We start from the raw sequence: 23,833 nt of genomic DNA on the forward strand, positions 1-23,833 counted from the left end.
AAAGACTATGAAGATGCAGAGTGCGCCTTATCTCGTCGAAGCGCACTCAATCCGTGCTTAGCGCAACTCAAATGCATCCTGAATTTGCTGCGCAGCTTCCTCCGAACTCATCTGCCCGGAGACGATTTCAACTGACACATCATTCACAACGCGCCCGACAGCGGCGCCCAGAGTCTGATCAAAAAAGTTCTGATGCCATGTCGAACTGGCCAGTTGTTTGGCTGAATCGGCGAGTAGCGGATTTGTTACGGCACTATCAGCACCGCTCGCCACTGGTAGGATCATTCCAGCCGCGGCCATCTTTTCTTCATTGGCTTTGTTTGTCAGGAAAAGCGCGAAATCGATTGCTTCCTTGGATGCATTTTTCGTAACAGCCCAGCCGTTCAAGCCGCCTAAAGTGTCTGTTGCCTTGCCGACGCCGCCTTCAACTACAGGAAATGCAAACCGGCCTATATTATCAGACGCAAGACCTTTTCCATCTCCAGCATTTTTGATCTGATTGGCTTCAGTATTATCGAAGCCCAAAATCATTGCTGCCTTTCCGTCACCGAAAACGCCAAGTGCTTGCGGCCAGGATGCACCAAGATAACCCGGCTGAAATGGCTCTAACTTGCCAAACTCAGCCAGTTGTTCTCCCGCTTTAAGAATTGCGGGGTCCATAAAACCCTCGCCTTCTCCCTTGCTTGCAGCTTCAAATACAGCCTGACCACCATTGCGCATGACAAGGTAGCTCCAGTAGAAATGAATAGGCCATTTCTCACCGCCGCCGCCGGCAATTGGCACAATGCCTGCATCTTTGAGTTTGCGCACTGCTGCGCTCAGATCATCCCAGGTCTGAATACCATTGGCATCAACGCCAGCTTTCGAAAAAAGTTCTTTATTATAGAAAAAACTAACGAGATTAACCTTATAAGGAACAGCCCAGAGCTTGCCATCAAACGACAAGCCATCGATAGCAGAAGCGTTATATGCTTGTCTTAGTTTGCCACCATCGGCATCAAAATCTTCTGTCAGATCTTTAAGAACGCCAGTCTTTGACTGTTCATCCAAAACGCCGCCGCCCCAGCTATAGAAAAAGTCAGGCACGTCATTAGACTGAAGAAGCGTGGGAAGCTTAGCTTTAAAAGCTTCATTCTCAAGAAACTGTAATTGTATCTTTACGTCGGGATGCTGACTTTCGTAGTCCCTTGCAATTTCTTCCCATACGGCCACCGCCTTGGGATCCAGCTCCACATGCATCCATTTAACGACCGTGGTCGCAGAAGCGCTTGCGGTGCCGAGCATCAGTGCTATGCTGGTTTTTGCGGCATAAGAAATCAACTTGCCGCTCAGGCTTGCGCCTGCGTGCCAATAGGTCATCTTTGTGATCCTCCCTTGGGGTCATCCTCACAATTTATTCCCCAATACGGATTAATTCAGCCGACATATTCATCGATGTCAAGGCTATTTTCTAATTTATTGAGTATTACACTTGACATGGAGGCTCAAAATAATCTTATTTAATCCGCAATCCGATTTAAATAAGATTTGATCAACATTGATCGCAACAGGATCCCATGAAGACCGCAGACCCCGAACTCATGCGTGCAATCAACAGGTTGAGCGTATTAGATACGATCCGTCGTCACGGTCCTATTTCCCGTGTCGAGATTAGCGAACGAACAGAATTGTCAACGACAACGGTGTCTGCAATTACAGCATCTCTGCTCGATGACGGCCTCATACTGACACGTCACGAAGGTGATATTCGCAATGAAACCACACGCGGCAGACCGCGCGTTATGCTGGAGCTTAACCCGGAAGCTGCGCGCGTGGTTGGCGCCAAAATAGCAACCAACAGAATGATTTTCGTTGTCACCGATTTTCGCGGTGATATTCTCTCCAATCTCTCTCTGCCTATCCGCGTTGATAGACAGCCGATAGGTGTAATCGCTGATCTCATTGAAGACGGTGTGCGCAGATGTGTGCTTGACGCGGGCTTGTCGCTTGAAGACATAGATATGATTTGTCTCGGCATTCCGGGGGTTATTGAACATCGAACTGGTATCATCCGCAGCACGCCCATTTTGCGTGAGCAAAACATTGATTTTGCGGCCGAAATGACTTCACGCCTAAACGCACCAACAATCATTGAAAGCGATGCTCATGCAATAACGCTGGGACATCATTGGTTCGGTCATGCGCGCGAATTTGAAGATATGGTTCTCATTTCCCTTGAACAAACACTGGGGCTTGGGGTGCTGCATCGAAATGAGCTATTTCGTGGCGCGGATGGATTAAGCCAGAACCTCGGCGACCTTGTTCTGGGATACGAAAACAACACCACTATCCGATTGGCAAATCATGCGGGAGAAAGCGCTATTCTGGGCATTCGTCCAACAGACGGGCGCTTTGCAGAAGCCATGCGCCTCGGACGCGGTGTGCAACATGCGCGTGCACTCATCCAGGGGGCGGATGAGGAGCTTATATCGGCAACACAACGTGCAGGTGCAGCAGTTGGCCTGACATTGGCGAACATTGTCACACTATTTGCGCCACCACGCGTCATCATCACCGGCACCAGTCTCGAATTGGGTGAACCGTTCATCCAGAGCATTCGCGAAAACTACCATATCGCCGTGCCTCAATCTCTAAAAGGCGTCGCAGAGCTGATTTTTGACATTGCGAGCGACGAGTTATGGGCGCAGGGGGCAGCGGCTGTTGCGCTGCACGAACTCTATGAATCCCCATGGAGCACAACTGGTCCAGCAGCTTAAACACATCTCGACATACATTTCTGGGAGGAAACATCATGGACAAGGTCGGCATCGGCATCATTGGTTGCGGGAACATTTCCAGCGCATATCTCAAGGCTATGGCGAGATTCCCCATTCTCGACATCCTCGGCATTGCTGATATGAATGCGGAAACCGCGCAAAAACGTGCCGATGAATTTGGCGTGCAAGCCCGGACGGTAGAAGAACTGCTCAACGATCCAAAAGTCGATATTATTGTCAATCTCACCATTCCCAAAGCGCATGTGGAAGTTGGGTTGAGAGCATTGAACGCTGGAAAACACGTCTATTCTGAAAAGCCGCTGGGTATCAATTTTGCTGAAGCAAAGCATCTGTTTGATACCGCTAAAGCAAAGAACCTGCGTATAGGCTCTGCACCAGACACATTTCTCGGTGGAAGCCACCAGGCAGCGCGTATTTTGATTGATAAGGGTGTGCTTGGTACGCCCGTAGGTGGAACTGCAACATTTATGTGCCCGGGCCATGAGCGCTGGCATCCTAATCCCGCTTTTTATTATGAAGTCGGCGGCGGGCCAATGCTCGATATGGGACCTTATTATATTACTGACCTTGTTAACTTGCTCGGCCCAGTTGATAAGGTCGCAAGCTTTGCAACAGCACCACGCAAAGAGCGCATTATTACAAGTGCTGAGCGCAATGGCGAGCATATTCCGGTGCATGTATCCACGCATGTCGCTGGCGTTCTTGCATTTAAAAACGGGGCTATTGTTCAGGTAGCGATGAGTTTTGATGTTGCTGGCCACAAACACGTTCCACTCGAAATTTATGGCACAGAAGGGACGCTCATTGTCCCGGACCCAAATTATTTTGGTGGCGATGTATTGCTTTTGAAAAAGGGGGGCGAGTTCGAGCAGCAAACCGTTTCGCAGCCTTACGCCGACGACAACTACCGTTCGCTCGGTATAGCCGATATGGCGCATGCCATCAGAAGCAACCGACCGCATCGTGCAAATGGTTCTCTCGCACTTCACGTGTTGGAAGTGATGGAAGCATTCCAAACCGCATCTGATACGGAAAGGACCATAACGATTACAACCGGGGTCGAACGGCCAGCACCGCTAGAAGAGTCTCTGGTTAATAACCAGATTGCAAAGTAATCCTGAGGAGGAAATGATGAAAGAAGCGCTTATTGTCTGGGGTGGCTGGAGCGGTCATGAGCCACAAGAATGCTCCGTAATCGTCAAAGACATTCTCGAAGAAGAGGGCTTTAAGGTCTATGTTGAGCATAGTACCGAGGCTTTTGCTGATCCCTCGGTACACGATTTGAGCCTTGTTGTTCCCATTGTAACAATGTCAAAAATCGAAAAGGAAGAAATCAAAAACCTTACCAAGGCCGTTGAGAATGGTGTTGGCATCGCAGGCTTCCATGGCGGCGCCGGTGATAGTTTCCGCGAATGTGTTGACTATCAATTCATGATCGGCGGGCAATGGGTTGCCCATCCAGGCGACATTATTGATTACCATGTCAACATAACACGTCCGGATGATCCACTTATGGAGGGAATCTCCGACTTTCCATATAGATCAGAGCAATATTATATGCATGTAGACCCTTCAAACGAGGTGTTGGCCACTACGACTTTTACGGGAGATCATGCCTGGTGGATCGACGGCGTAGTGATGCCGGTTGTTTGGAAACGTAAATATGGCAAGGGCCGCGTTTTCTATTCCGCGCTTGGCCATCAGGCGAAAGAGTTTTCCGTACCTCAAATGCAGACGATCTTTCGACGTGGGGCAAACTGGGCGGCACGGTAAAGCGCTCAATTAACAAAGGCCCATGATTTAGTTCATATATTATGGTTCAGTTATATCATCAAAACTGAACCATAATGATGTGTAAGACAAAAATATCAATGCCAGCATAAACATACTTAGTGTCAATGGCGTCGGGATATGGCTCAAATTTCAGTTGATTTTGCCAGTTCAATCTCTGACTTAATTGCATTGGTAAAATAGCGACCGAGCCAAGCGCGGGGCATTTTGCGCATGATGAAATTGCGTAAGTGAAATGCAAAGGCGCTTTGCGGAATGAAGACTGCCGCCATTTTGCGGCTGCGTGCCTGCAACCGTCCAATGATTGGCCGCAACTTCTGTTCATGCAAAGCCAAGGCCTTGTTGATATCCGGCTCTGCTAGCAACACCCTTCCTAATATTTCCGCAGAGGCCAGTGCCATTCCCGCTCCCTGGCCAGAAACCAGTGTCAGACAATGTGCGCTGTCGCCTAACAACAGCACCCGACCCTTTGACCATTTAGGCAGATCAATCATCGTAAGGCTGTCGATGAGAATGTTTGACCCTTCCTGTTTGGCTTGATCAAGCAAATGCCGCACTTCCGGATGACTTCCACCACTGACTTTCTTTAACAAGTCATAGCGATCTTCGCTTTGTTCCAGTCCCGCCCGCGCGTCGCGCCAGACATGCATTGCCGCTAGTCGGCCGCCATGCAGCGAATAATATTCTGCGAGATGGCCGGGTTCAGCATAGGATAGAAAATCCGTGTCAAAACTGCGCGGTGCATCGACATCGTAAACTGCAAAATAATAGCCAAGGGGTTGCAGATAATCATTGTCGGAGGTGTCGGCTCCGAAGAGTTTTTGTCGCGTCGAAGAGCGAAAGCCGTCCGCACCGATCAGCAAATCGGCTTCAATGACCTCGCCACTCGCAAGTCTTGCTTCAACACCGTTACCCGTATCGATGAAACTCTCGATTTGATTGTTAAAGCGAGTTGAAACTGTATCAGGAAGCGCATCGGCAAGCGCACGCACCAGATCGTTACGACGCAGTGCGAGATAGGGAAGGTCGCGAATAAAGTCGCGATAGCGTAGCCGCAACAACTCCTTACCCTTGCTGTCCTTATAGACATTCTCATTGATCGTGTAAGAAGCTGAACGCAATGTTTCCAGTAAGCCCATGCGATCGGCTGTCTCGTAGCCAAGCCCAGATAGGCCGAGCATGTAGCCATTTTCGCGCAGGCTTTCTGCACGCTCGATAATGACGGATTGCCAGCCAGCTTTATCTAGCCACCAAGCGGCGGCAAGACCCGCTACTCCAGATCCATTGATGATGGCAAGTGGCTTGTTCACGAGGATGTTCCCTTCGTAAGACGACGTTCAAGAAGCATAAGAAGTGGTGGCGTGACGATTGCTAAGCCCGCCGACATGACAAAACTCGTGGCATAGCCAGCCTGATGCGCAAGAATGCCACCGGCAGTTCCGAATAAGGCGGCTGCAACGGCGCTGGCGCTTTGGAAGAGTGTAAAATCGACGCCCGGTTGTGACGGAGATACCAGGCCCATCAGACGTGAGTAAATGGCGACAAAGCCCGCGGCCATCACGGCACTTTCAAGAATGAATATAGTCACAAGAACAGGAATATCCCGAACCCCAAGCACAACAATCAAAGCGACACCGCAAAGTGCGATAACGTGGACAGTGGCAATGTAAAGGACGGCTTTGATTGAGCCTGAGCGTTGGACCAACAAGCCGCCAACAGCAGCACCAAAGATGCCAGCTATCACACCACCCATTCCGTTTAAGATACCCAGCAGCGAAAGGGGAACCCCCGCATCAACAAGGAACGGGCCTGTTAACGACTGCGTTAGTCTTCCCCCCATTTCAAATACGACGGCCATTATAAGGCCAGTCCGAATGTCGAAGCGTTGGAATGCATCGCGAAGACTGGGGCTTTTAGTAGCTTCAACGGGCGGCACATTAGCCTCACGCGCCAAAGCCATTGGCAGACTCATCAGGAGAACCAGACAAGCAAGTAGAATACAGGCGGCTAACCAACCATAGACGGCCAGGGTCGTAACAAACAGGCCGCTGCCGAAAATCAGGCCGAGATATCCTCCGCCAACCTGAGCAACGTTGCCTGCTCCGCGTTTATTCTGTGTCAATTGCTCGATAATGAAGGCATCACAGGCAATATCGATGGTTGCTGACGCAATAGCCATAAGCAGGAGCAACGCAATAATGATGGTGAAGCTTGCAGCCCCAGTTAAGCCCAGCGCAACGAGCAAGCTTGCAGTTATCACTTCCCCAATGAGTATAATTTTTCGCGATCTGCGATTGCCATTGGGCCTAATACGCAAACGTTCGAGCGGCGGAGCCCAAAGAAACTTAACGGCCCAAACAAGCATAACCAGCGAGATCAGACCAATTTTGTCGAGGGCGACATTATTGGCGCGCAGAACCGCGGGAATCCCCATAAAAGTGAGACCGCCGATCAGACTTTGCGCCGTGTAGATACCACCTGCCGCGATAAGAATGCGCGGCAGGCTGGAGGATTTAGCATTGGGCATCCGCTTAGAAGTCCTTGCGCAGGGTCAAGCCAAAGGTGCGGCCTTTGCCCAATGTACCCAACTCATAAGGGCCGTTTACGAAGCCAGAGGTTTTGTAGCTCTTATCGGCGATGTTCTGCACATAAAGCTGTGCCTTAAAACCAGATGTATTGGCGAAATCGAGACTTGCATCGAAGGTCGAAAATCCATCCTGCCCCGTGCTGTTGGCTTCGTCGAAATAGACCTTCGAGTTGTAATTGACACCGCCATTTGCCGTCAGCGTACCGTTGAGGATATCTTCACTGAGTATGTAGGCAATATTGATATGTGTGGTGACGTCGGGTGCATAGGGCACATGATTTCCATCATAGCTTACGCCCGTGTAAGGGTCCGTAAAATCAGTGAACTCTGATCGTCCAAAAGCAGCGTTCCCAGTCAGTGTCAGACGGTTTGTAGCCCGCCATGTGCCTTCCAGCTCAATGCCTGCGCTGGTGGCTTCACCTGCATTTCGGATAAACTGCTGGCCAATCATTCCGACATAGATCTGCTTGTCAGTCGAGCGGATATAATAAACCGACGCCGATACATCCACCGCGCCGCCTAAGAGCGTCGATTTTACGCCAGTCTCAAAATTCCATGCTGATTCAGCTTCATAGGGTGAAGCATCAATGGTCGACGAAATACTGTGATTGAAACCACCCGGTTTATAACCGCGAGAGATCACGCCAAACAATCGGGTATCAGGCGCAATTTCGTAACCAATCGCGACTTTTGGCTGAATGCTCGTGAAATGGGCTTTGTTATCAAAATCAAAGCCATAGCCAGTTGCATATGTATCGTCACGATAGGCATCGATACTGGAGCGGTCATAGGTAGCACGTAAGCCGCCGGTCAGATCCAGTTTGTCGGTCGCATGCCATGTGACTTCACCAAAGGCTGCAATGCTGTCATTGACGACATTGTTGCTGGAGTCACCATAATAGCCGGTATAGCCGTTTTTGGTTCCAGTGAAGTCATCATGGCTGTACCAAAGACCTGCCACGCCGCTGAACATCGCGCTGTCATAAGCCAGTCGCATTTCTTGCGTGAACAACTTATCATTTTGTGGCCAGAAATATCTTGAGCCAGCACCGGACGAAAAATTACGCATCACGTCGCTTTCCTGATAGGCTGAAATGCTGGAAAGCGTGAAATCACCAAAACGATAATTAAATTGGCCAGAGATGTTCGTGACTTTGCGCTTGAGAAGCGGAAGCTCACCATACAGACCGCTGTCATAGATACGATCATCGACGTCTTGCTGAAAAGCGTAAACCTCTTCATGTGAGCGCAACCACTCACGTGAATAGGTGATTGAAGCATCAAAATCACCACCGGTAGGCGCATAACGCAAGGTTGCGCGTCCAAATCCGTTATCCGACGTATTGATGTTGTCGTCGCCTGTGGTGCGATCATCAAAATCACCGGAGAAATGTGCGAACGTGCCAGCGTAATCCAGGAACAGCGTATCAGGCGTGAGAACAGCAGTGCCGCCAATCTGAACAGATGGTTCCTGTGCAGAAATGGTGGACTGAATGTAGAATCGGTTTTTATCACCCTTCTTGGTGATGATATTGATCACGCCACCATAGGCGTTGGCGCCGTACAGGGTGCCTTGCGGGCCGCGCAACAGTTCAACCCGATCTACATCGACCAGCATCTGTGAAAAAGTCGAAGGCGTCTGCGGTGCACCATCGACATAGATCTGAACAGTTGGGTTAAAATAGTCTGGTGAGGAGAGACCACGAATTGTAAAATTCGAATAGATGCGATTGCCGCGATTGGCGATACTCAAGCCTGGAAAGACTTTCTGGAGATCGTCGACGGTGCGGATACCGCGCTCTTCCAGTTGCGCGGCGGTCACAACCGAGACTGACGCATCAATCGAATTCAATGCCTGTTCGCGTTTGGATGCCGTAACGGTGATTGTATCGAGAATGATCCCGCCATTTTCCTGAGCGAGCGACACATTGCCCGTCATGCCTGTGAAGCACACCGAACTCGCCAAAACAATCTTTCTCACGTCGAGCATATTGATCCACCAGAACCGCCAAGTTAAACTTGATGTCTCTATTCCACTTTATGGATTTATGAGCTAACGTTTTTTGAACGTCGATTAACGGAAACGGGACTAATTTGCCGGAAAGCTGCATCGCAGATGACATTTTCAAACGATCCATTGCACCATGAGCAAGAAGACGATCATTGGCGGGAAGCTGTTGATGGAAAAATTGACCAGCTGGGTTGGCGCGCATTCACAAAAGTCGAACAGCCAGATAGCGACATCACCGTTTTCATGATTGATGTGACGCCGGTTGCAGATACGGTTTTCCACCCTGAAGGACCGGCGACGTTCTCCCTCTCCGTATTCCTCGATGGTCTAGGAACCTTATCCGTCGATGGTGCAGCACCCTTTGCTTTGAAGTCCGGTTCTGCTGTGCTGTTTGCTTGCAACAGAACGACGCGCGGCGAAAATTTCGTTCAGGCAAACCAGAGATTGCGCGTTGTTGATATTCGTTTTGAGGCCGCATTGCTCGAAAAACTGGGGGGTGTTTCGCTTTCAAAACTCGGCGGCTCTGTGATGACCGAACACAGTCTGCCAGAACAAGATGTCTTTTTGGTAGGATTCAAGGCTCCGCCAGAATTGCTTGCCGCTGCGAATAGTCTTTTTCAATGTCGTTATGAACCGGGGTTAGCCCGACAGCTGCATCTTTACAGCAAGTCCATTGAAGCGCTGAGTATTGGCCTTGATACGGTTTCGCGTGGTCAGACGGGCAAGCCCGTCAAACCGATTACCTCAGAAGAAATGCTCAAATTGCATAAGGCAGTCGAAATTATCGAGAAACAATATAGCGCCGATTGGACAATTCCGAGACTTGCCCGCGAAGTTGGCCTCAATGAACGCCGTCTCAAGCAAGCGTTTCGTCTTGAAATTGGCAGGTCGGTTCATGATTATCTGCGCACAACGCGGCTTGATGCGGCTGCGGCCCTCCTTCAATCAGGTGTGAGCGTAACTGAGGCTGCCTATGCGGTTGGTTTTGATAATCTCAGCCATTTCAGCAAGGTTTTTCGCGAAGAAAAAGGCATACTTCCGAGTCGTTATACCTCGTCAAAATGTGCGCAATCCCAGTGACAAAGTATGATCGTGCTGTCCGCTCGAATTGTGCTTACGACATGTCTGACATTTTGACATGACCATCACCGTTCAATTGCGCGCCTCTCCAAATTGGCGATGCGCCGGGTGAAGAAAATAATAAACGCAGATGACCGATCAGTTGTCCCGCGCGTGCGTCAGCAATTCGGTACACCACTGCGCGCGCAACGCGTCTGCCTTCAATCATTCCAGCTTCCCGCAACTCACCCAATTGCTGGGATAAAGTTGGCTGATGAATGTCAAGAAATTCTTCTATATCGCTGACCGTAGATTCCCCCTCTAACAATACGCAGAGAATTGATAGTCTGACGGGGTTTGAGAGCGCTTTTAAGAATTCCGAGGCCTCGCCAATCGCTTGGCATTTCACTTTTGGAACAGTATTTTTTACGCCAGTTTTTTGATCCATTTACCTTGTGCCCCATCATCTCATCTAAAAACCGTGTCATTTTAAGAATAATTTTTCGCGTTTGCGCCGATGTTTAATTGCGTCTTTCTATGATCGCTGCCTCGTTCTCATTATATAATTTTATATAACGACTTTGCAACCGGATCGAATTTTCATGGTGTTTAAAATTGGGTTCCATCCCAACAATCTTCATCTGACGCTGGCATCACGCTGGCCGGGTGCTTTTGCGGAATTAAACTCCGAATTTATTCCATACGCTGAAGGTCGGGACACAGCAAAAATGCTGGAGTCTGGTACAATTGATATAGGCGGCACGGGCTCCACTCCCCCCATTCTGGCTGCAGAAAGTGGATTGCCGGTTATCTATGTCGCGGCTTCGGCGCAACGCCCCGCCAACGGTGCAATTTTAGTCCGCAAAGATAGTCCCATCAAGACACTTGCTGATCTCAAAGGGCTTGATATTGCGCTGGTTGATGGATCATTTCACACTTACTTTTTGGCAAAAAGTCTCGAACAGGTTGGGCTTCGTCTTGATGATGTGAAGCGTCACGACCTTTTGGCCAGCCCATCGCGTGATCTCCTGCGTTCAGGCGAAGTTAGTGCCTGGATAGCTATGGCTCCGCATCTGGAACAAGCGTTAGCCAGTGGCGAGTTTCATCCAATACTACATTGTGGAACCACCATTCCCAATCGTTCGGTGTTCTGGACAATTGCGCAGCGGAAGCTGCCGCATGATGTCATACAGGCTTTTACTCAAGAACTCACGAGAATTAGCGGCGAGATCATTGCAAATCCCGCTCAGGCAGCGGCATTACTTTCCAAAGGTTCAGATGACAATGAGCGTCGTGCCTGGACGCGAGTTATTTCGGAACGGAACTGGGGAATTCTGGCTTCTGGTTCAACCCTTCTGCAAGAACAGCAGGCGGAAGCAGACATCTTGCTCCGACACGATGCTATCAGCAGAAAAATCGACATTATGACAGAGAATAGCAAGGCAGTAGAAGCATGAATGTGCTGTGGTACATGTGCGCACCCGATGGTGCTTATCCCTGGAAACCTGAAGGCTCACGCGTTGTCGATTACGGCTATTATAAACAGTTAGCGCAAGCCTATGATCATCTGGGTTATACGGGTGCATTGTTTGCAACAGGTGCGCATGATGTCTGGCCACTGGCAAGTGCACTATTGCCTTACACTGAGCGCATGAAGTTTTTGCTTGCCTTTCACCCAGGCCTTGTCGCCCCTACGCTTCTGGCAAAAATGGCAGCCACTTTTCAGGAGTTTTCCAACGGCCGTTTAATGCTGAATGTGGTTTCCGGCGATGCCAAAATGCTCGGTGCTTATGGCATGATGCTTCCTCATGACGAACGTTATGTGATGGCTGACGAATATTTGTGTCTATGGCATCGCTTGATGGCTGGTGAAAGCGTAACCCATAAGGGAAAGTATTTTCAGACTGAAGGCGCAAAGCTTGCGCTGCCTGCTGGCTCTTCCATCGCACCGCCCCCACTTTGGTTTGGTGGTTCATCTGATAGTGCTATCGATGTCGCAGCAAAACACGTCGATACTTATCTCTCATGGGGCGAAACGCCGGAGCAAATGGGCGAAAAGGTAAAGCAAGTCAAAGCGCGGGCTGCATCATATGGACGTGAGCTGAAATATGCCATTCGTCTTTACGTAATTGTTCGCTCTACAGATGCGAAAGCATGGGAAGCCGCCGCTGATCTCTACGATCAAATGGACGAAGCAGCTATGGCTGGCAACAAGCGCTTTGTATCCAATAGCGATTCAGTTGGACAGCAGAGAATGACGGCCATGCATGGTGGCGTGAAACCCGACAATCTGCGTGATCTTGAAATTTCTCCAAACCTGTGGGCAGGCATCGGCTTGGTGCGCCCCGGCCCTGGCACAGCAATTGTCGGTTCGCCTGATACGGTTATCCGAACGCTTGAGGCTTATCAGGCCGTCGGCGTTGACACGTTTATCTTATCTGGCATGCCCCTACTGGAAGAAGCCTATCGTTTTGGAGAGCTTGTTCTTCCACGCCTCCCCGTTGAACGTCCTGTGAATGAACGAAAACAGTTCACCTGGTCGACTCTATTTGACAGAGATCTGACTGGAAAGGGCGCCAATGGCTGACGCGCAAGCTCTGGAAAAAACAGGAAAGTTTCAATCCAGCAAAAATGACCAGGGCAAACTAAAAGCCATTACACCACAATGGCTGCTCAGACTGTTGTCGCCCATTATCATTTTGATATTGTGGCAATTGGCAAGCATGTCAGGTCTCCTATCGCCACGCACGCTGGCGTCACCACTCGAAATCGCGACAACGGCATTGCGCCTTTTGATGTCTGGTGAACTCGCGACCAGCCTCGCGGTCTCGTTTCTGCGTGTACTTGCCGGGTTTTCAATTGCGCTTGTGATTGGCATTGTACTTGCGCTTTTAGCTGGCCTTTCCCGTATTGGGGAGGCCATCATTGATCCCCCCGTACAAATGCTCAAAGCAATGCCTTTTCTGGGCCTGCTGCCACTGTTCATTCTTTGGTATGGTATTGGAGAGGCTCCCAAAATCGGGATGGTGGCGTTCGGTTCTGTATTCCCGATCTATTTAACACTTTATGGCGGCATACGCAGCGTTGACCGCAAGCTCATTGAAGCAGGGCGCACTCTTGACTTGAGTACAATAGACATCATTCGTCATATAATTATCCCCGGAGCTATGCCGTCTCTGCTTGTTGGTATCCGTTATGGATTAAGCATTGCGTGGCTAAGTCTGGTCGTCGCCGAGCAAATCAACGCGTCGAGCGGCATCGGCTATATACTCACTTACGCGCGTGATTTTTTACAGACGGACGTGATTGTGGTTTGCCTGCTGGTCTACGCGCTTATGGGGCTTCTAACAGATGGTCTGGTTCGTGCCATTGAGACTTATAGCCTGCGCTGGCGTCCTGCGGTGGTATCATGAGTGAAGTTGTCAAAATTCGTGACCTGTCACGCTCCTTCGGCGGCCCGCAGGTTCTCAATGGTATAGACCTCACCATCAAAGCCGGGGAGTTTGTAGCACTCCTTGGAAGAAGTGGTTCCGGGAAATCAACCTTGCTCCGCGTTTTGGCTGGCCTTGATAGTGCGCCTGCAAATGAATTGAACATACCACAGCGTCGAGCCGTTGTTTTTCAGGAACCGCGCCTGATGCCGTGGAAGACAGTCATCGACAATGTGACACTCGGCGCTCCAAAATCACACAGCACCGGAAAAGCGAAGCAGGTACTGACCGATGTAGGTTTGCTACATCGGCTGGACGCATGGCCGCTCACACTTTCTGGCGGTGAAGCGCAGCGTGCGGCCTTGGCGAGAGCCTTGGTGCGTGAGCCGGAACTGCTGCTGCTTGATGAACCATTTGCGGCACTAGACGCCCTCACGCGCATGCACATGCACGCTCTGGTACTCGACCTTTGGCGAAAGCACAAACCTGCAATGCTTCTGGTAACGCACGACATATGGGAGGCGGTAGCCTTGGCAGACCGTATTTTGGTTCTGGATCAGGGGCGCTTTACGCACGACTTGAGAGTTAACGTTGATCACCCACGGCAGCGAACCGACACACGCGCGGCCGTCATAGAAGCTGAACTGCTGGAAGCGCTTGGCGTCAGGCACATACCCCTGCCCCATTAGAGCATTGAGCTGACTGGGTCAGACCAGTGCTCTAATGATTTATTTTAACACGCATCTTTATCCGAAAACCATTTCATACTTTTCGGGATGCGCACTAAGCGGAGATTTTCATGAAAAAACGTTACGTTCTGGCTGCGCTTACTGGTGCGGCTATGTTGATTACCAGCACAACCAGCTTCGCTGCCGATCAGGTCGTTCGGATTGGCTGGCTGCGCGGGCCAAACGACATTACACTGGCTAAATCGCGTGGCACATTGGAAAAAGCATTGGCTGAACGCGGCGTGAAAGTGGAATGGGCAGGTCCATTCCCTGCCGCAGCGCCGGCTTTTGAAGCATTGAATGCTGGCAGCATTGATATCACTGCCGGAAGCTCAACTTCTGCAATTGCAGCTTTGGCTGCGAACATCCCCCTCACTATCTTTGGCTATCAGAAGATGTCGGCAACTTCTGAGGGTATTGTTGCGAAAAAAGAATCAGAAATTCAGTCAATCAAAGATCTGGTCGGCAAAAAAGTTGCGGTCAACCGGGGCGGTACTGGTGAATATCTGCTGATGCAGGGACTGGAAAAAAATGGCGTAGACGCTGGCAGCGTCGAACGTGTTTATCTGAGCCCAAGTGATAGTGGTCCAAGCTTTTTACAAGGGCACGTAGATGCATGGGCAACATGGGACCCATTTGTCGCGATTGCAGAGAAATCCTATGACGGAAAAGTCATTGCAGATGGCGCTGCTATAGGCTCTGACAATGCAGTCGTTCTGGTTTCAAGCCGCCAATATGCAAACGAAAACACGGATGACTTGCAGGCAATTTTTGACGTCTTGAAACAAGACAATGCCTGGGCGGTTGCCAACAAGACGGAAGCAGGATCGATATGGGCAAAGGAAATGAATATTCCTGTCGAACTGGGAGATGCTATCGGTAATAGCAATGCAGTTCCAACAACCCCTGTTACTGCTAATGATACAGAACAACTTAACAAGATTGCTGAATGGTATGTGAAAAGTGCTATCATCCCTCAGAAGCCGGATATTGAAGCTGCAACAATTCAATTAAAATAGCCGCTCATACAGTTGTTCAAAGGTCATATTTTTGGGCCCGCTATCATTGCCTTTAAGGAGTTTCCTTGACTGACATTGATGGTGGGCCTCACGATATTATAGGTCCATATTCCGACTGTCTTTCTTCCACCCTGCATAGAAGCAGAAGCTGGGAAAGATCGCCGTTTAACAGCAATTATTAAACTTAAAAGGCAATAAAAACAGTGATCTAATATTCCTCGCAATTATGTGAACTCATCTGTGTTTGCATTTTCGACTGATCAGTCATATATCGCATCCCATCAAAATTATTGCGTCTCGGAGACTCCGTTCGCGCAATCAGGGAGTTGCTCGTGACAATATCGAGAAGAAGATTTCTCAAGAACAGCAGTGTGATCTTGGGTAGTGCACTTGTTGGTGCGACAGGTGGGGCAATGTTCGCTTCGGCACCCGGTTGGCGTGCGCCATCTCATGTGCCGTTGGCCGAACCCGTAGACACAACGCAAACCATACCTGCAAGTACTGATGTCGTCGTTATTGGTGGTGGAATTGCCGGCATATCGACCGCGCTTTTCCTCAATGAGCGCGGTTTAAGCACTGTTATCCTCGAAAAAGGTGTCGTAGCTGGAGAGCAATCGAGCCGGGCTTTTGGATGGATTTATTCAAACGGCTGGGATTTGGGGAAGCTTGAGCTTAGCAACAGATCAAAAGCCATATGGCAGGGTTTTGCGGCCCGCTTTGGAGAAGATATTGGTTTTCGACAATCGGGAAACTTCTCGCTTTTAAGCAGCGATGAAGAGGTTGAAGCGAGCAATGCATGGCTGAAAAGCGCTCTCGAAGTACAGCCGCAAATGGATGCACGCATTATCATGGGTAGCGATCTCGACGCGCTTATTCCGGGAGCGTCGGAGAAGTTTCGTGCTGCACTTTATCAGGCCAGTGACGGTACTGCTGAGCCAACCTGGTCTGTGTCCCGCATAGCACGAGGAGCACTCCGCGAAGGTGTAAAAATTTACGCACCTGTAGCAGCAAGGACCATAGAGCGAGAAGCTGGAAAAGTAGCAGGCGTTCACACCGAACTCGGCTATATCAAAGCAAAAGCGGTTGTTGTTGCAGGTGGTGCATGGTCATCTCTGTTCGCTCGCAATGCCGGGATTAGCCTGCCTCAACTCGCTATTAACTCTTCAATGCAAAGAGTTAGCAAAATCGACGACGCCCTGCCCGGTGCAGGATATGGGCCTGATTTTGCTTGGCGACACATGGCAAATGGCGAAACGGCCATTGGAGTTTCCAGCAACAATTCACCGATTACTGATGATAGCTTCCGGTATGTATTCGACTTCCTGCCAGCTTTGAAACACTCGAGCGGGTTAATTAACGTTCGCACTTCAAGCGACTTCTTTTCATCGTTGCAGGTTAAATCGAACTGGAAAGCAGATGAAATATCGCCATTTGAAGAAGTACGGATGCTTTCCGCAAATGTTGACACACAAGAAGCTGATCGAGCTTTAGCAAGTCTTCGCAGAGCTTATCCGCAGTATGAGAAGGCTATCGTTCGACAAAGATGGGCAGGTATGATCGACGCTACGCCTGACTCTACCCAGTATATTGGCGAAGTACCCGAAGTGCCAGGTCTATTCATCATAACCGGATTCTCCGGAAATGGACTAACCACAGCGCCCGCATCTGGCGAAATGATCGCACAAATGATCGCCGGACAGAAAACGACTGCGGATTCATCGATCTATCGCCTGAATCGGTTTGCGGATGGTTCTGAGTATGTGTTCCGTCACTAGAATGGTTTAGGGATATGGAGTTCCGAAAAGTGAAAACACACATGATAGGAACTTCAAATCAACTACACCAGGCTGTAGCAAACCAATTTCATGAAAGATAAAAATGGCCCGCCCAAGAGAGATAGACCACGATCGCGTTCTCGATGCTGCAGAAGCCGTTATGGTTGAAAGTGAAGGACGTGGTTTTACGCTTGATGCGGTCGCAGAACGTGCTGGCGTCAGCAAAGGTGGGTTGGTCTATGCCTTCGCAAGCAAAGATGAGCTGATTGCCGCAGCACTTGCGCGTGAATTGCACCGTTTCACTGTTTGCTGGAATGCGAAAGCAGACCCGGTTGATACGTCCCCGATAGCAATGCTCAATGCTTATGTAGCCGAGATCCAAAGTCAGGAAGAAACACATTTAAGAACTGCGTCATTGCTGATGACAGCACTTTCTAATGCGCCCGAAGTATCGGAGCCTGCACGGAAATTCTACCGCTCAGTTTTCACTCATTTTGATGGATCAACACAACGAGGCCGCGATATTCGTCAGGCAATTCTGGCAATCGAAGGCTTATTTTTCTTGCGTGGTCTGGGTCTGATTGATCCTGACCACGAAGAATGGCTCTCTGTTGTCAATCATGCTGAGGCGACGTTGCGGAAGTCGAATGCTAAAACTGACCCGACTTAGTCGACCATAGCTCATCCCAAAAACCGCGCTGGCGGCCTTAAGAGGATTTTATGAAAACCGTAACTGATACAGGCACGGCGTCCTTTGGTGTCGCCATTGCTTTGGGCTTTCTAACGTTACTTGGGCCAACATCAATCGATATGTATCTGCCTTCGTTGCCCGTAATGGCAAACGAGTTAGGCACTAACTATACGACCATGCAATTCACTTTGACCGTGTTCTTATTGGCTATGGGTGGTGGGCAGCTCATATTTGGACCCATTATAGATGCCCTCGGGCGCAGAGGCCCCCTACTCACCGCAATCCTAATATTTGTTTTCACATCTGTATGGTCTGCTTGGGCATCAACACATGAAAGCTTGATAATCGCGCGCTTTTTTCAGGGGCTGGCTGCATCCTTGGCAATCGTAACGGCCATGAGCAGTGTTCGGGATGTCGCAGAGGGAGCTCGTGCGACACAGATTTTTGCACTTCTAATGACCGTTCAGGGCCTCGGTCCAGTTTTTGCGCCAGCAATTGGTGGACTTATTGGCGAAGCGTTTGGCTGGCGCGCTATTTTTCTAACCTTAGCCGCACTTGGCATTCTGGTATTGATCAGTAGTTTGATAATGTTGCCTGAATCGCTTCCAGCCGAAAAACGGACAAAACTAGAGTTCGGCGAGATTTTTCGTACATATACTGAGATCCTGTCCGACCCGAAATTTCTGGTTCCAGCGACTGCATTGACTCTGACTTTCGTCTTTCTGTTTGTATATATTGGAGGCTCTGCGTTTGCTTATCAGAAACACTATGGCTTATCGCCATCTCATTTCGGGTTAGTATTTGGCGGAACTGGTTTCGCTGTTCTACTCGGTGCTATGCTCAGTGCACGTTTGGCTATTCACATGGCTGTTCAGAAATTGGCTCTAATTGGTTCATTGGCAATTTTAATTGGAACAAGTATCGCCCTCACCTCATCTATGACACCCATGGGTTTTTATGGGATAGTCATTGGTATGTTCGTATCGTTGGCGGGCTTAGGAATAGCCGAGAGCACTTTGATGTCCATAGCCCTCGCTAAGCGAAATAAAGCTTTGGGTTCAAGTGCAGCTATATTAGGCGCGCTGCCGCTTATGCTCGGTGCCGCCGCTACGCCACTCGCTGCATATTTGGTTCAGCAAAGCTCGATCTGGTGGCTTCTATGCATGGTTTTAATAGCGGTAACGTGCCTGTTTTTCTGCATCATGACGGTAAAATTAGCAGGCGCTCCCAATCGGTGATTGGAGGCGCTCTGCATCATTATACTTGTTCTACACCGTCGAGTGACCTTTGCAGCCTCAAAGTGGCGCCTTTAATATAATTCTTTCCTCAGTATTATGTTGAATTCGTTCCCATGAATATAGAAGTGGTAAAGGCTTAGCATTACGCCAATTCTTTGATAAATCAGCATAGTGCTGATTAAGCGGCATGCCGGACTGGCCGGGATTATTGATGAAGCGACTATTATCCCAGTTGCCGATATCTATAATCATGCGAACAGATGGCCCCGCGACTACCGAGAAGTCGTGCAAACGATAGGTTGCATAATTCAGCGTCGAACTGCTGCCGTCAAGCGCTATGGGCTTCAATGACCAATCCTTGTCTGTCAACGACTGCAAAGGATGGCGGAGGTCAAGCTTATGAATGGCACCCCATGCCCATTGCGTAGCATCCGCCCCCATCAAAGAGGCGCACTCAGCCCAGGCATCGGTGAGACTTTGCTGAATGGCCGCGGTATGCTTGGACGATGTTTCTGTATTTTCCAGCCATGACACTATGCTCGGTGAATCAAATGGCATAAGCAGCGGTATCACATCTGCGGTGGCGCCTTCGGCTTTTGCAACAAGCGGTCCCAGATGCTTACTCAACCAAACTTCAAAAAGCGCTGCCGATGCAGATTTTGCCGACAGGTCCGCATCCCAATCGCGAAGAAGCAGCACAGCCGGATCATCACTATGCGGAAACAGTCGCTTGAGGCTTTTTAGTGTCCGCGCGGCAATGGGTGAAAAAGTGGAGGCTTGCAGGCGCGCGCAGTCTTCAAGCGATATTGGCGCTTTGCGCGACAGCGCTTGATGCAGGGTGTCGTGACGACTGCTATCCAGCCATTCATAACCAATGGCCGGATTGGTGGCTGTCCACGCATCAGGCACATTCATGGCGTTGGCGGTCGCGATAAAGCCAAGTTCTGGATTAATTTCAACAGGGCCAGACTGCGGAGCCAGATAGCCATTCCACTCATAACGCCCATCACCGGGGACAGGTAAAAGTCCGTCCCAGTTCTCGCGAATAGGTGTCGCGCCTGAAGGCTTCCATGCAATGGTGTTTGTTGTATCTGCATAGATGTGATTGACCGACGGGCACCCCCAGCCATCCAGCGCGCTGGCATAATCGGCATAGTTTTTAGCCCGCATGACGGATAGGCTGGCCATATAGGGTGCCATGCCCGCATCCATCCAGACTGTACGCAGACCAAAGGCGCGGTTGTTCGCTTTATCCTCATAGAGCACAGGGCCATGCCGCGTGAATTTGAGTTCGACGGTTTGATCCGGATACCCTTTTACGGAAATGTATTCGGTAATCGTTGTGAACTCCTCCCAATTGCCTTGATATGCATATTGGTCGTGGTTGTTTTCATCGGTCTGGTAGACGTAGATATCTTCCTGATCGGCTCCAAAGATGGTGAGGCCAAAGGCAGCGGTGCCGTTATGACCCATGGAAATTCCAGGAACCATAGGCTCGCCTGCGCCGATCACATCAAGGCCCGGCATGGTCAGATGAACGACGTAGCGGATGGATGGCAAGCCATGAGTTCGGTGGGGATCGAGTGCCAGTATTGGTCGCCCGGTTGTGGTCTTTTCAGCTGCGATTGCCCAATTATTGGAACCCTCTTCAAAAGAGGCGCGTGCGATGTCGCCGGATGCCGAAACAACCGTCCAGAGACCTGCTTCATCAAGTGTTGCAGCCAAGCGTTCTTTAGAGAAGGTGGCGGGACTGACAGCGAGCTGGAAGTCACGCAAAACCCTGTCAGTCATGATGTTGGGATCAAAGCCGTCGACCGGTTTTGGTACCACGCCATGCGACAATTCCTTGCGTAACTGATCGAGCTTACCACCCAGCTCCACACCCGCTTTTGCCATGACTTTTGAACGCAGAAGCTCGGATGATGCATTACGTGTCAGCGAATGGGTGCGTACCCGTACTACGTCTTCAGCACACCAATGATCAGGCTTGTGACAGAGCAATGCAAACTCTGGCGGAAGTAGCTGCTCGCCTGCTTCACAGGCATCGATATATGCATTGATGCCTTGAGCAAAAGCCGTGCATATCTGTTCCGAATCCGGACCATAGGCCTTCCATTCCGGCACTATGTCTCCGCGATAAAGCAGCCGGCGTGCAGCCCTGTCCTGCTCAAGATAGCCCGGGCCAAAATCTCGCGCCAACAGACCAAGCCCGCGCTTGCGTGCTATATCGATCTGCCAGAGACGATCGCGCGCGGCATTAAAACCTTGCGCGAAAAACAGATCATGCAAGTTCTCCGCCCTGATATGGGCGACGCCCCATTGATCCACATTGATCGTGACTTCACTCAGCAGACCCGCAATGCGGGCTGCTGTTGATCTTGTAGCATCGGCCATGGCCGCACCTCTGGCTGTTATTCCAGTGAGAGAAACAGGCCCGCATGAAGGCGAGCACGTTCGACCAGACTGTCTTCGAAAATATGCTCGCCCAGCGTATGCAGGCCTTCACCACGCACGCCGATGGAATCGATTGTCGGGACACCAAGCGCTCCGGTAAAATTACCGTCCGAGCCGCCGCCCGAACTCTGGACCGACATGGTGAAGCCGATCTCCTTTGCGATATCATTGGCAAAGTTGAAAAGTTTCATATCCTGTGGCTGACCCGGCTCCCAAACAGGACGCGTGACGCCGCGGGTGACGATCAATTCAACTCCGTCTTTGTCTCCGCCAAGCGCCATGATCCGCGCAACGCCATCTTCAAGGTCTTTTTGCGTTTTGGCCATGCTAAGCGCTTCGGCATTACAGCTTGACGAGACGCAATTGACCCATTGGCCTGCATGAATGACTCCAACCGAAAAGGTGCAATCGTCTGTTGTGAGCGCTTCGATCTCGATAATTTTTTCGGCCATACGACGGATTGCCGAACGGCCTTCTTTGAGAAGCCAACCGGCGTGGCTTGGCTTGCCAACAGTCTCAAGATTGTATCGTGCGATTGCATAACGACCGACGACCGCACCTCCATCACGCAATGCTGGCTCTGGCACCAGAACATATTTGTTCTTGAGCGCTTCCTGCTCAATAAGATCACGGGTCGAAGGCGTGCCGACTTCTTCATCCGGTGTCAGAAGAAACGTAACAGGAAGCTTTGTTGCAAGCCCGCCTCGTGCAATTTCACGCATGGCTTCAAGCGCCACGAAGTTGCCACCCTTCATATCCTGAATGCCGGGACCGTAAAGCTTACCGTCCTCGCGGCGATAGGGATTGATGTTGATCACACCGAGCGGATGAACCGTATCAAGATGACCTGATACCAGGATACCCGGCTTGCCCTGATCCTTGTGCGGGAAACGAGCGCGCAGGGAGCCGCCGAACCCCATGCGACCCGGAATGAATTCAATCGTGGCGCCTGCCGCGGCAAAATCATAGGCGGCAACCTCGACCATGCGGTTCACGGCGCTTGCATCGAAAGTCGGGCTTTCCGTTTCAATCCAAGGGCGCAGGCGCGCAATCATGTCATCGAGGTTAAATGGCAATTCATGCATGCTCATGCTGCTAAGTCCTTGTTTACTGGCAGGCGGGTTTCCACGATCCGGGCATAGATTGATGCGCCAATAGGCAATGTTTCAGGTTCAAGAATGAAAGCAGGATTATGCAGCGCAGCTTTACCGCCATGCATCACATTAATGTACGCACCCGGCACACGCGCCAACATGTCGGCAAAATCTTCACTGCCCATAAAGGCCGGACAGTCATCGCTGACGTTGTCTTCACCCAGCACATCGCGCGCTGCCGCCATATAAGCATCGGAGAGTTCATGGTCGTTGCGCAGGACGTCAAAGACGTTGCGAAGATCGACATCAACCGTGATGCCATAACCCGCAGCAACACCTGCACAGATTTCACGGATACGGCTTTCCGCAAGATCGCAGACACGCTGCTCGAAATAGCGGATGGTACCTGTGATGGTTGCCACTTCCGGCACGATATTATAGGCGCTGCCGGTATGAAACTGCGTGCAGGATACAACGCAGGCATCCGTTGCAGGGATGTTTCGTGACACAATGGTCTGCAACTGGCCAACCAGATCGGCACCAATCACCAGCACATCGCGGGCATTGTGCGGCTGGGCTGCATGGCTTCCCTTGCCGGTCAGTTTGATGTCGAAGAAGCTTGCGCCAGCCATAGCCGCACCCTTGCGGATAAGCGCTTTGCCGAGTGTGCCCATAGGCTGGTTGTGCATTCCATAGATTTCGTCGCAAGGGAAACGTTCGAACAGTCCTTCGGCGATCATGCCGCGTGCTCCACCCAGACCTTCTTCGGCGGGCTGGAAGACAAAGACTGCAGTACCTTCGAAATTGCGCGTTTCAGCAAGATATTGAGCCGCACCAAGCAGCATGGTTGTATGACCATCATGCCCGCAGGCATGCATCCGGCCGAGATTTTGCGACGTGTAAGACACGCCCGAAATCTCATCGATTGGTAGCGCATCCATATCTGCACGCAGCCCCACACGACGATTGCCCGGGTTTCGGCCTTTCAGAATGCCAACGACACCGGTTTTGGCGATGCCGGTATGCACCTCGTCAAAACCCCATTTTTCTAACAGCGCTGCTACAACGCCTGAAGCATGTTGTTCCTCAAAGCCAATTTGCGGATGACGATGCAGATCTTCAAAAACCGCGCGCATCTCGCCGGCTTTCTCCTCAATAAACGGTATGATGGGCATGAT

The 23,833-nt window shown here is 50.5% G+C and carries 20 protein-coding genes; 12 read left to right on the top strand and 8 right to left on the bottom strand.

Annotation, left to right across the window (positions count from 1 at the left end; genetic code table 11):
* Nucleotides 1–57: 57 nt before the first annotated feature.
* Entirely contained in the window at nucleotides 58–1,359 is a 1,302-nt protein-coding gene (locus tag J2782_RS15885) for an ABC transporter substrate-binding protein (RefSeq protein WP_310014320.1), read from the bottom strand.
* A gap of 197 nt (nucleotides 1,360–1,556) precedes the next feature.
* Here J2782_RS15885 and J2782_RS15890 point away from each other — a divergent pair, with 197 nt between their 5' ends.
* Genes J2782_RS15890 through J2782_RS15900 form a run of 3 tightly spaced genes read left to right on the top strand, consistent with a single transcriptional unit; the run spans nucleotide 1,557 to nucleotide 4,550 of the window.
* Nucleotides 1,557–2,756 (top strand): ROK family protein, encoded by a 1,200-nt coding sequence (locus J2782_RS15890; protein ID WP_310014322.1) that lies wholly within the window; start codon nucleotides 1,557–1,559, stop codon nucleotides 2,754–2,756.
* Nucleotides 2,757–2,791: 35 nt separating this feature from the next.
* Complete coding sequence (locus J2782_RS15895; protein ID WP_310014323.1) at nucleotides 2,792–3,892, top strand: Gfo/Idh/MocA family protein; 1,101 nt, start codon at nucleotides 2,792–2,794, stop codon at nucleotides 3,890–3,892.
* Nucleotides 3,893–3,908: 16 nt separating this feature from the next.
* The gene (locus J2782_RS15900) at nucleotides 3,909–4,550 is read left to right on the top strand and encodes a ThuA domain-containing protein (RefSeq protein ID WP_310014419.1); all 642 of its coding nucleotides are present in this window, start codon (nucleotides 3,909–3,911) and stop codon (nucleotides 4,548–4,550) included.
* A gap of 143 nt (nucleotides 4,551–4,693) precedes the next feature.
* On the opposite strand, the gene J2782_RS15905 is transcribed toward J2782_RS15900, so the two are convergent.
* From J2782_RS15905 to J2782_RS15915, 3 genes are read right to left on the bottom strand one after another with little or no spacing between them, the layout of a single operon-like run.
* On the bottom strand, nucleotides 4,694–5,878 hold the full coding sequence (locus J2782_RS15905; RefSeq protein WP_310014325.1) for an FAD-dependent monooxygenase: 1,185 nt from the start codon (nucleotides 5,876–5,878) through the stop codon (nucleotides 4,694–4,696).
* Complete coding sequence (locus tag J2782_RS15910) at nucleotides 5,875–7,095, bottom strand: MFS transporter (protein WP_310014327.1); 1,221 nt, start codon at nucleotides 7,093–7,095, stop codon at nucleotides 5,875–5,877. The genes J2782_RS15905 and J2782_RS15910 overlap by 4 nt, the downstream gene beginning before the upstream one ends.
* 4 nt (nucleotides 7,096–7,099) lie before the next feature.
* Nucleotides 7,100–9,145 (bottom strand): TonB-dependent receptor, encoded by a 2,046-nt coding sequence (locus J2782_RS15915; RefSeq protein ID WP_310014329.1) that lies wholly within the window; start codon nucleotides 9,143–9,145, stop codon nucleotides 7,100–7,102.
* 126 nt (nucleotides 9,146–9,271) lie between these two features.
* Between J2782_RS15915 and J2782_RS15920 the strand changes: the two genes are divergently transcribed.
* Nucleotides 9,272–10,246 (top strand): helix-turn-helix transcriptional regulator, encoded by a 975-nt coding sequence (locus tag J2782_RS15920; protein WP_310014332.1) that lies wholly within the window; start codon nucleotides 9,272–9,274, stop codon nucleotides 10,244–10,246.
* Nucleotides 10,247–10,280: 34 nt separating this feature from the next.
* Here J2782_RS15920 and J2782_RS15925 read toward each other — a convergent pair whose 3' ends face one another.
* Nucleotides 10,281–10,673 (bottom strand): ArsR/SmtB family transcription factor, encoded by a 393-nt coding sequence (locus J2782_RS15925; protein ID WP_310014334.1) that lies wholly within the window; start codon nucleotides 10,671–10,673, stop codon nucleotides 10,281–10,283.
* Between the two features lie 154 nt (nucleotides 10,674–10,827).
* On the opposite strand from J2782_RS15925, the gene J2782_RS15930 reads away from it, so the two are divergent.
* The 8 genes from J2782_RS15930 (at nucleotide 10,828) to J2782_RS15965 (ending at nucleotide 19,107) form a co-directional block, all read left to right on the top strand.
* The gene (locus J2782_RS15930; RefSeq protein ID WP_310014335.1) at nucleotides 10,828–11,682 is read left to right on the top strand and encodes an ABC transporter substrate-binding protein; all 855 of its coding nucleotides are present in this window, start codon (nucleotides 10,828–10,830) and stop codon (nucleotides 11,680–11,682) included.
* Complete coding sequence (locus tag J2782_RS15935) at nucleotides 11,679–12,812, top strand: LLM class flavin-dependent oxidoreductase (protein ID WP_310014336.1); 1,134 nt, start codon at nucleotides 11,679–11,681, stop codon at nucleotides 12,810–12,812. Before J2782_RS15930 ends, J2782_RS15935 begins: the two co-directional genes overlap by 4 nt.
* On the top strand, nucleotides 12,805–13,638 hold the full coding sequence (locus J2782_RS15940; RefSeq protein WP_310014338.1) for an ABC transporter permease: 834 nt from the start codon (nucleotides 12,805–12,807) through the stop codon (nucleotides 13,636–13,638). Before J2782_RS15935 ends, J2782_RS15940 begins: the two co-directional genes overlap by 8 nt.
* Nucleotides 13,635–14,345: an ABC transporter ATP-binding protein gene (locus J2782_RS15945; protein WP_310014340.1), complete on the top strand. Its 711-nt coding sequence runs from the start codon at nucleotides 13,635–13,637 to the stop codon at nucleotides 14,343–14,345. The genes J2782_RS15940 and J2782_RS15945 overlap by 4 nt, the downstream gene beginning before the upstream one ends.
* A gap of 110 nt (nucleotides 14,346–14,455) precedes the next feature.
* Entirely contained in the window at nucleotides 14,456–15,403 is a 948-nt protein-coding gene (locus tag J2782_RS15950) for an aliphatic sulfonate ABC transporter substrate-binding protein (protein ID WP_310014342.1), read from the top strand.
* A gap of 377 nt (nucleotides 15,404–15,780) precedes the next feature.
* Nucleotides 15,781–17,178 (top strand): NAD(P)/FAD-dependent oxidoreductase, encoded by a 1,398-nt coding sequence (locus tag J2782_RS15955; RefSeq protein WP_404989658.1) that lies wholly within the window; start codon nucleotides 15,781–15,783, stop codon nucleotides 17,176–17,178.
* 103 nt (nucleotides 17,179–17,281) lie between these two features.
* Nucleotides 17,282–17,848, top strand: coding sequence for a TetR/AcrR family transcriptional regulator (locus J2782_RS15960; protein WP_310014344.1), 567 nt, complete (start codon nucleotides 17,282–17,284; stop codon nucleotides 17,846–17,848).
* A 50-nt stretch (nucleotides 17,849–17,898) separates the two neighbouring features.
* Nucleotides 17,899–19,107 carry a multidrug effflux MFS transporter gene (locus tag J2782_RS15965; protein ID WP_310014345.1) on the top strand — a complete coding sequence of 403 codons (1,209 nt, stop codon included), beginning with the start codon at nucleotides 17,899–17,901 and terminating at the stop codon, nucleotides 19,105–19,107.
* 57 nt (nucleotides 19,108–19,164) lie between these two features.
* On the opposite strand, the gene J2782_RS15970 is transcribed toward J2782_RS15965, so the two are convergent.
* Genes J2782_RS15970 through J2782_RS15980 form a run of 3 tightly spaced genes read right to left on the bottom strand, consistent with a single transcriptional unit; the run spans nucleotide 19,165 to nucleotide 23,830 of the window.
* Nucleotides 19,165–21,501, bottom strand: a complete 2,337-nt coding sequence (locus J2782_RS15970; RefSeq protein ID WP_310014348.1) for a penicillin acylase family protein — start codon at nucleotides 21,499–21,501, stop codon at nucleotides 19,165–19,167.
* Between the two features lie 17 nt (nucleotides 21,502–21,518).
* Nucleotides 21,519–22,652, bottom strand: coding sequence for a M20/M25/M40 family metallo-hydrolase (locus J2782_RS15975; protein ID WP_310014350.1), 1,134 nt, complete (start codon nucleotides 22,650–22,652; stop codon nucleotides 21,519–21,521).
* Nucleotides 22,649–23,830: a M20 aminoacylase family protein gene (locus J2782_RS15980; RefSeq protein ID WP_310014351.1), complete on the bottom strand. Its 1,182-nt coding sequence runs from the start codon at nucleotides 23,828–23,830 to the stop codon at nucleotides 22,649–22,651. The genes J2782_RS15975 and J2782_RS15980 overlap by 4 nt, the downstream gene beginning before the upstream one ends.
* Nucleotides 23,831–23,833: the final 3 nt, after the last annotated feature.

The organism is Brucella pseudogrignonensis (genome assembly GCF_031454375.1).
GTDB classification, from domain to species: Bacteria; Pseudomonadota; Alphaproteobacteria; order Rhizobiales; family Rhizobiaceae; genus Brucella; species Brucella pseudogrignonensis_A.

Bases quoted from the DNA above. Each gene is read 5' to 3' on its own strand.
- J2782_RS15885 (WP_310014320.1), bottom strand. From the start codon at position 1,359: ATGACCTATTGGCACGCAGGCGCAAGCCTGAGCGGCAAGTTGATTTCT.
- J2782_RS15890 (WP_310014322.1), top strand. From the start codon at position 1,557: ATGAAGACCGCAGACCCCGAACTCATGCGTGCAATCAACAGGTTGAGC.
- J2782_RS15895 (WP_310014323.1), top strand. From the start codon at position 2,792: ATGGACAAGGTCGGCATCGGCATCATTGGTTGCGGGAACATTTCCAGC.
- J2782_RS15900 (WP_310014419.1), top strand. From the start codon at position 3,909: ATGAAAGAAGCGCTTATTGTCTGGGGTGGCTGGAGCGGTCATGAGCCA.
- J2782_RS15910 (WP_310014327.1), bottom strand. From the start codon at position 7,095: ATGCCCAATGCTAAATCCTCCAGCCTGCCGCGCATTCTTATCGCGGCA.
- J2782_RS15915 (WP_310014329.1), bottom strand. From the start codon at position 9,145: ATGCTCGACGTGAGAAAGATTGTTTTGGCGAGTTCGGTGTGCTTCACA.
- J2782_RS15920 (WP_310014332.1), top strand. From the start codon at position 9,272: ATGACATTTTCAAACGATCCATTGCACCATGAGCAAGAAGACGATCAT.
- J2782_RS15925 (WP_310014334.1), bottom strand. From the start codon at position 10,673: ATGGATCAAAAAACTGGCGTAAAAAATACTGTTCCAAAAGTGAAATGC.
- J2782_RS15930 (WP_310014335.1), top strand. From the start codon at position 10,828: ATGGTGTTTAAAATTGGGTTCCATCCCAACAATCTTCATCTGACGCTG.
- J2782_RS15935 (WP_310014336.1), top strand. From the start codon at position 11,679: ATGAATGTGCTGTGGTACATGTGCGCACCCGATGGTGCTTATCCCTGG.
- J2782_RS15940 (WP_310014338.1), top strand. From the start codon at position 12,805: ATGGCTGACGCGCAAGCTCTGGAAAAAACAGGAAAGTTTCAATCCAGC.
- J2782_RS15945 (WP_310014340.1), top strand. From the start codon at position 13,635: ATGAGTGAAGTTGTCAAAATTCGTGACCTGTCACGCTCCTTCGGCGGC.
- J2782_RS15950 (WP_310014342.1), top strand. From the start codon at position 14,456: ATGAAAAAACGTTACGTTCTGGCTGCGCTTACTGGTGCGGCTATGTTG.
- J2782_RS15960 (WP_310014344.1), top strand. From the start codon at position 17,282: ATGGCCCGCCCAAGAGAGATAGACCACGATCGCGTTCTCGATGCTGCA.
- J2782_RS15965 (WP_310014345.1), top strand. From the start codon at position 17,899: ATGAAAACCGTAACTGATACAGGCACGGCGTCCTTTGGTGTCGCCATT.
- J2782_RS15970 (WP_310014348.1), bottom strand. From the start codon at position 21,501: ATGGCCGATGCTACAAGATCAACAGCAGCCCGCATTGCGGGTCTGCTG.
- J2782_RS15975 (WP_310014350.1), bottom strand. From the start codon at position 22,652: ATGAGCATGCATGAATTGCCATTTAACCTCGATGACATGATTGCGCGC.
- J2782_RS15980 (WP_310014351.1), bottom strand. From the start codon at position 23,830: ATGCCCATCATACCGTTTATTGAGGAGAAAGCCGGCGAGATGCGCGCG.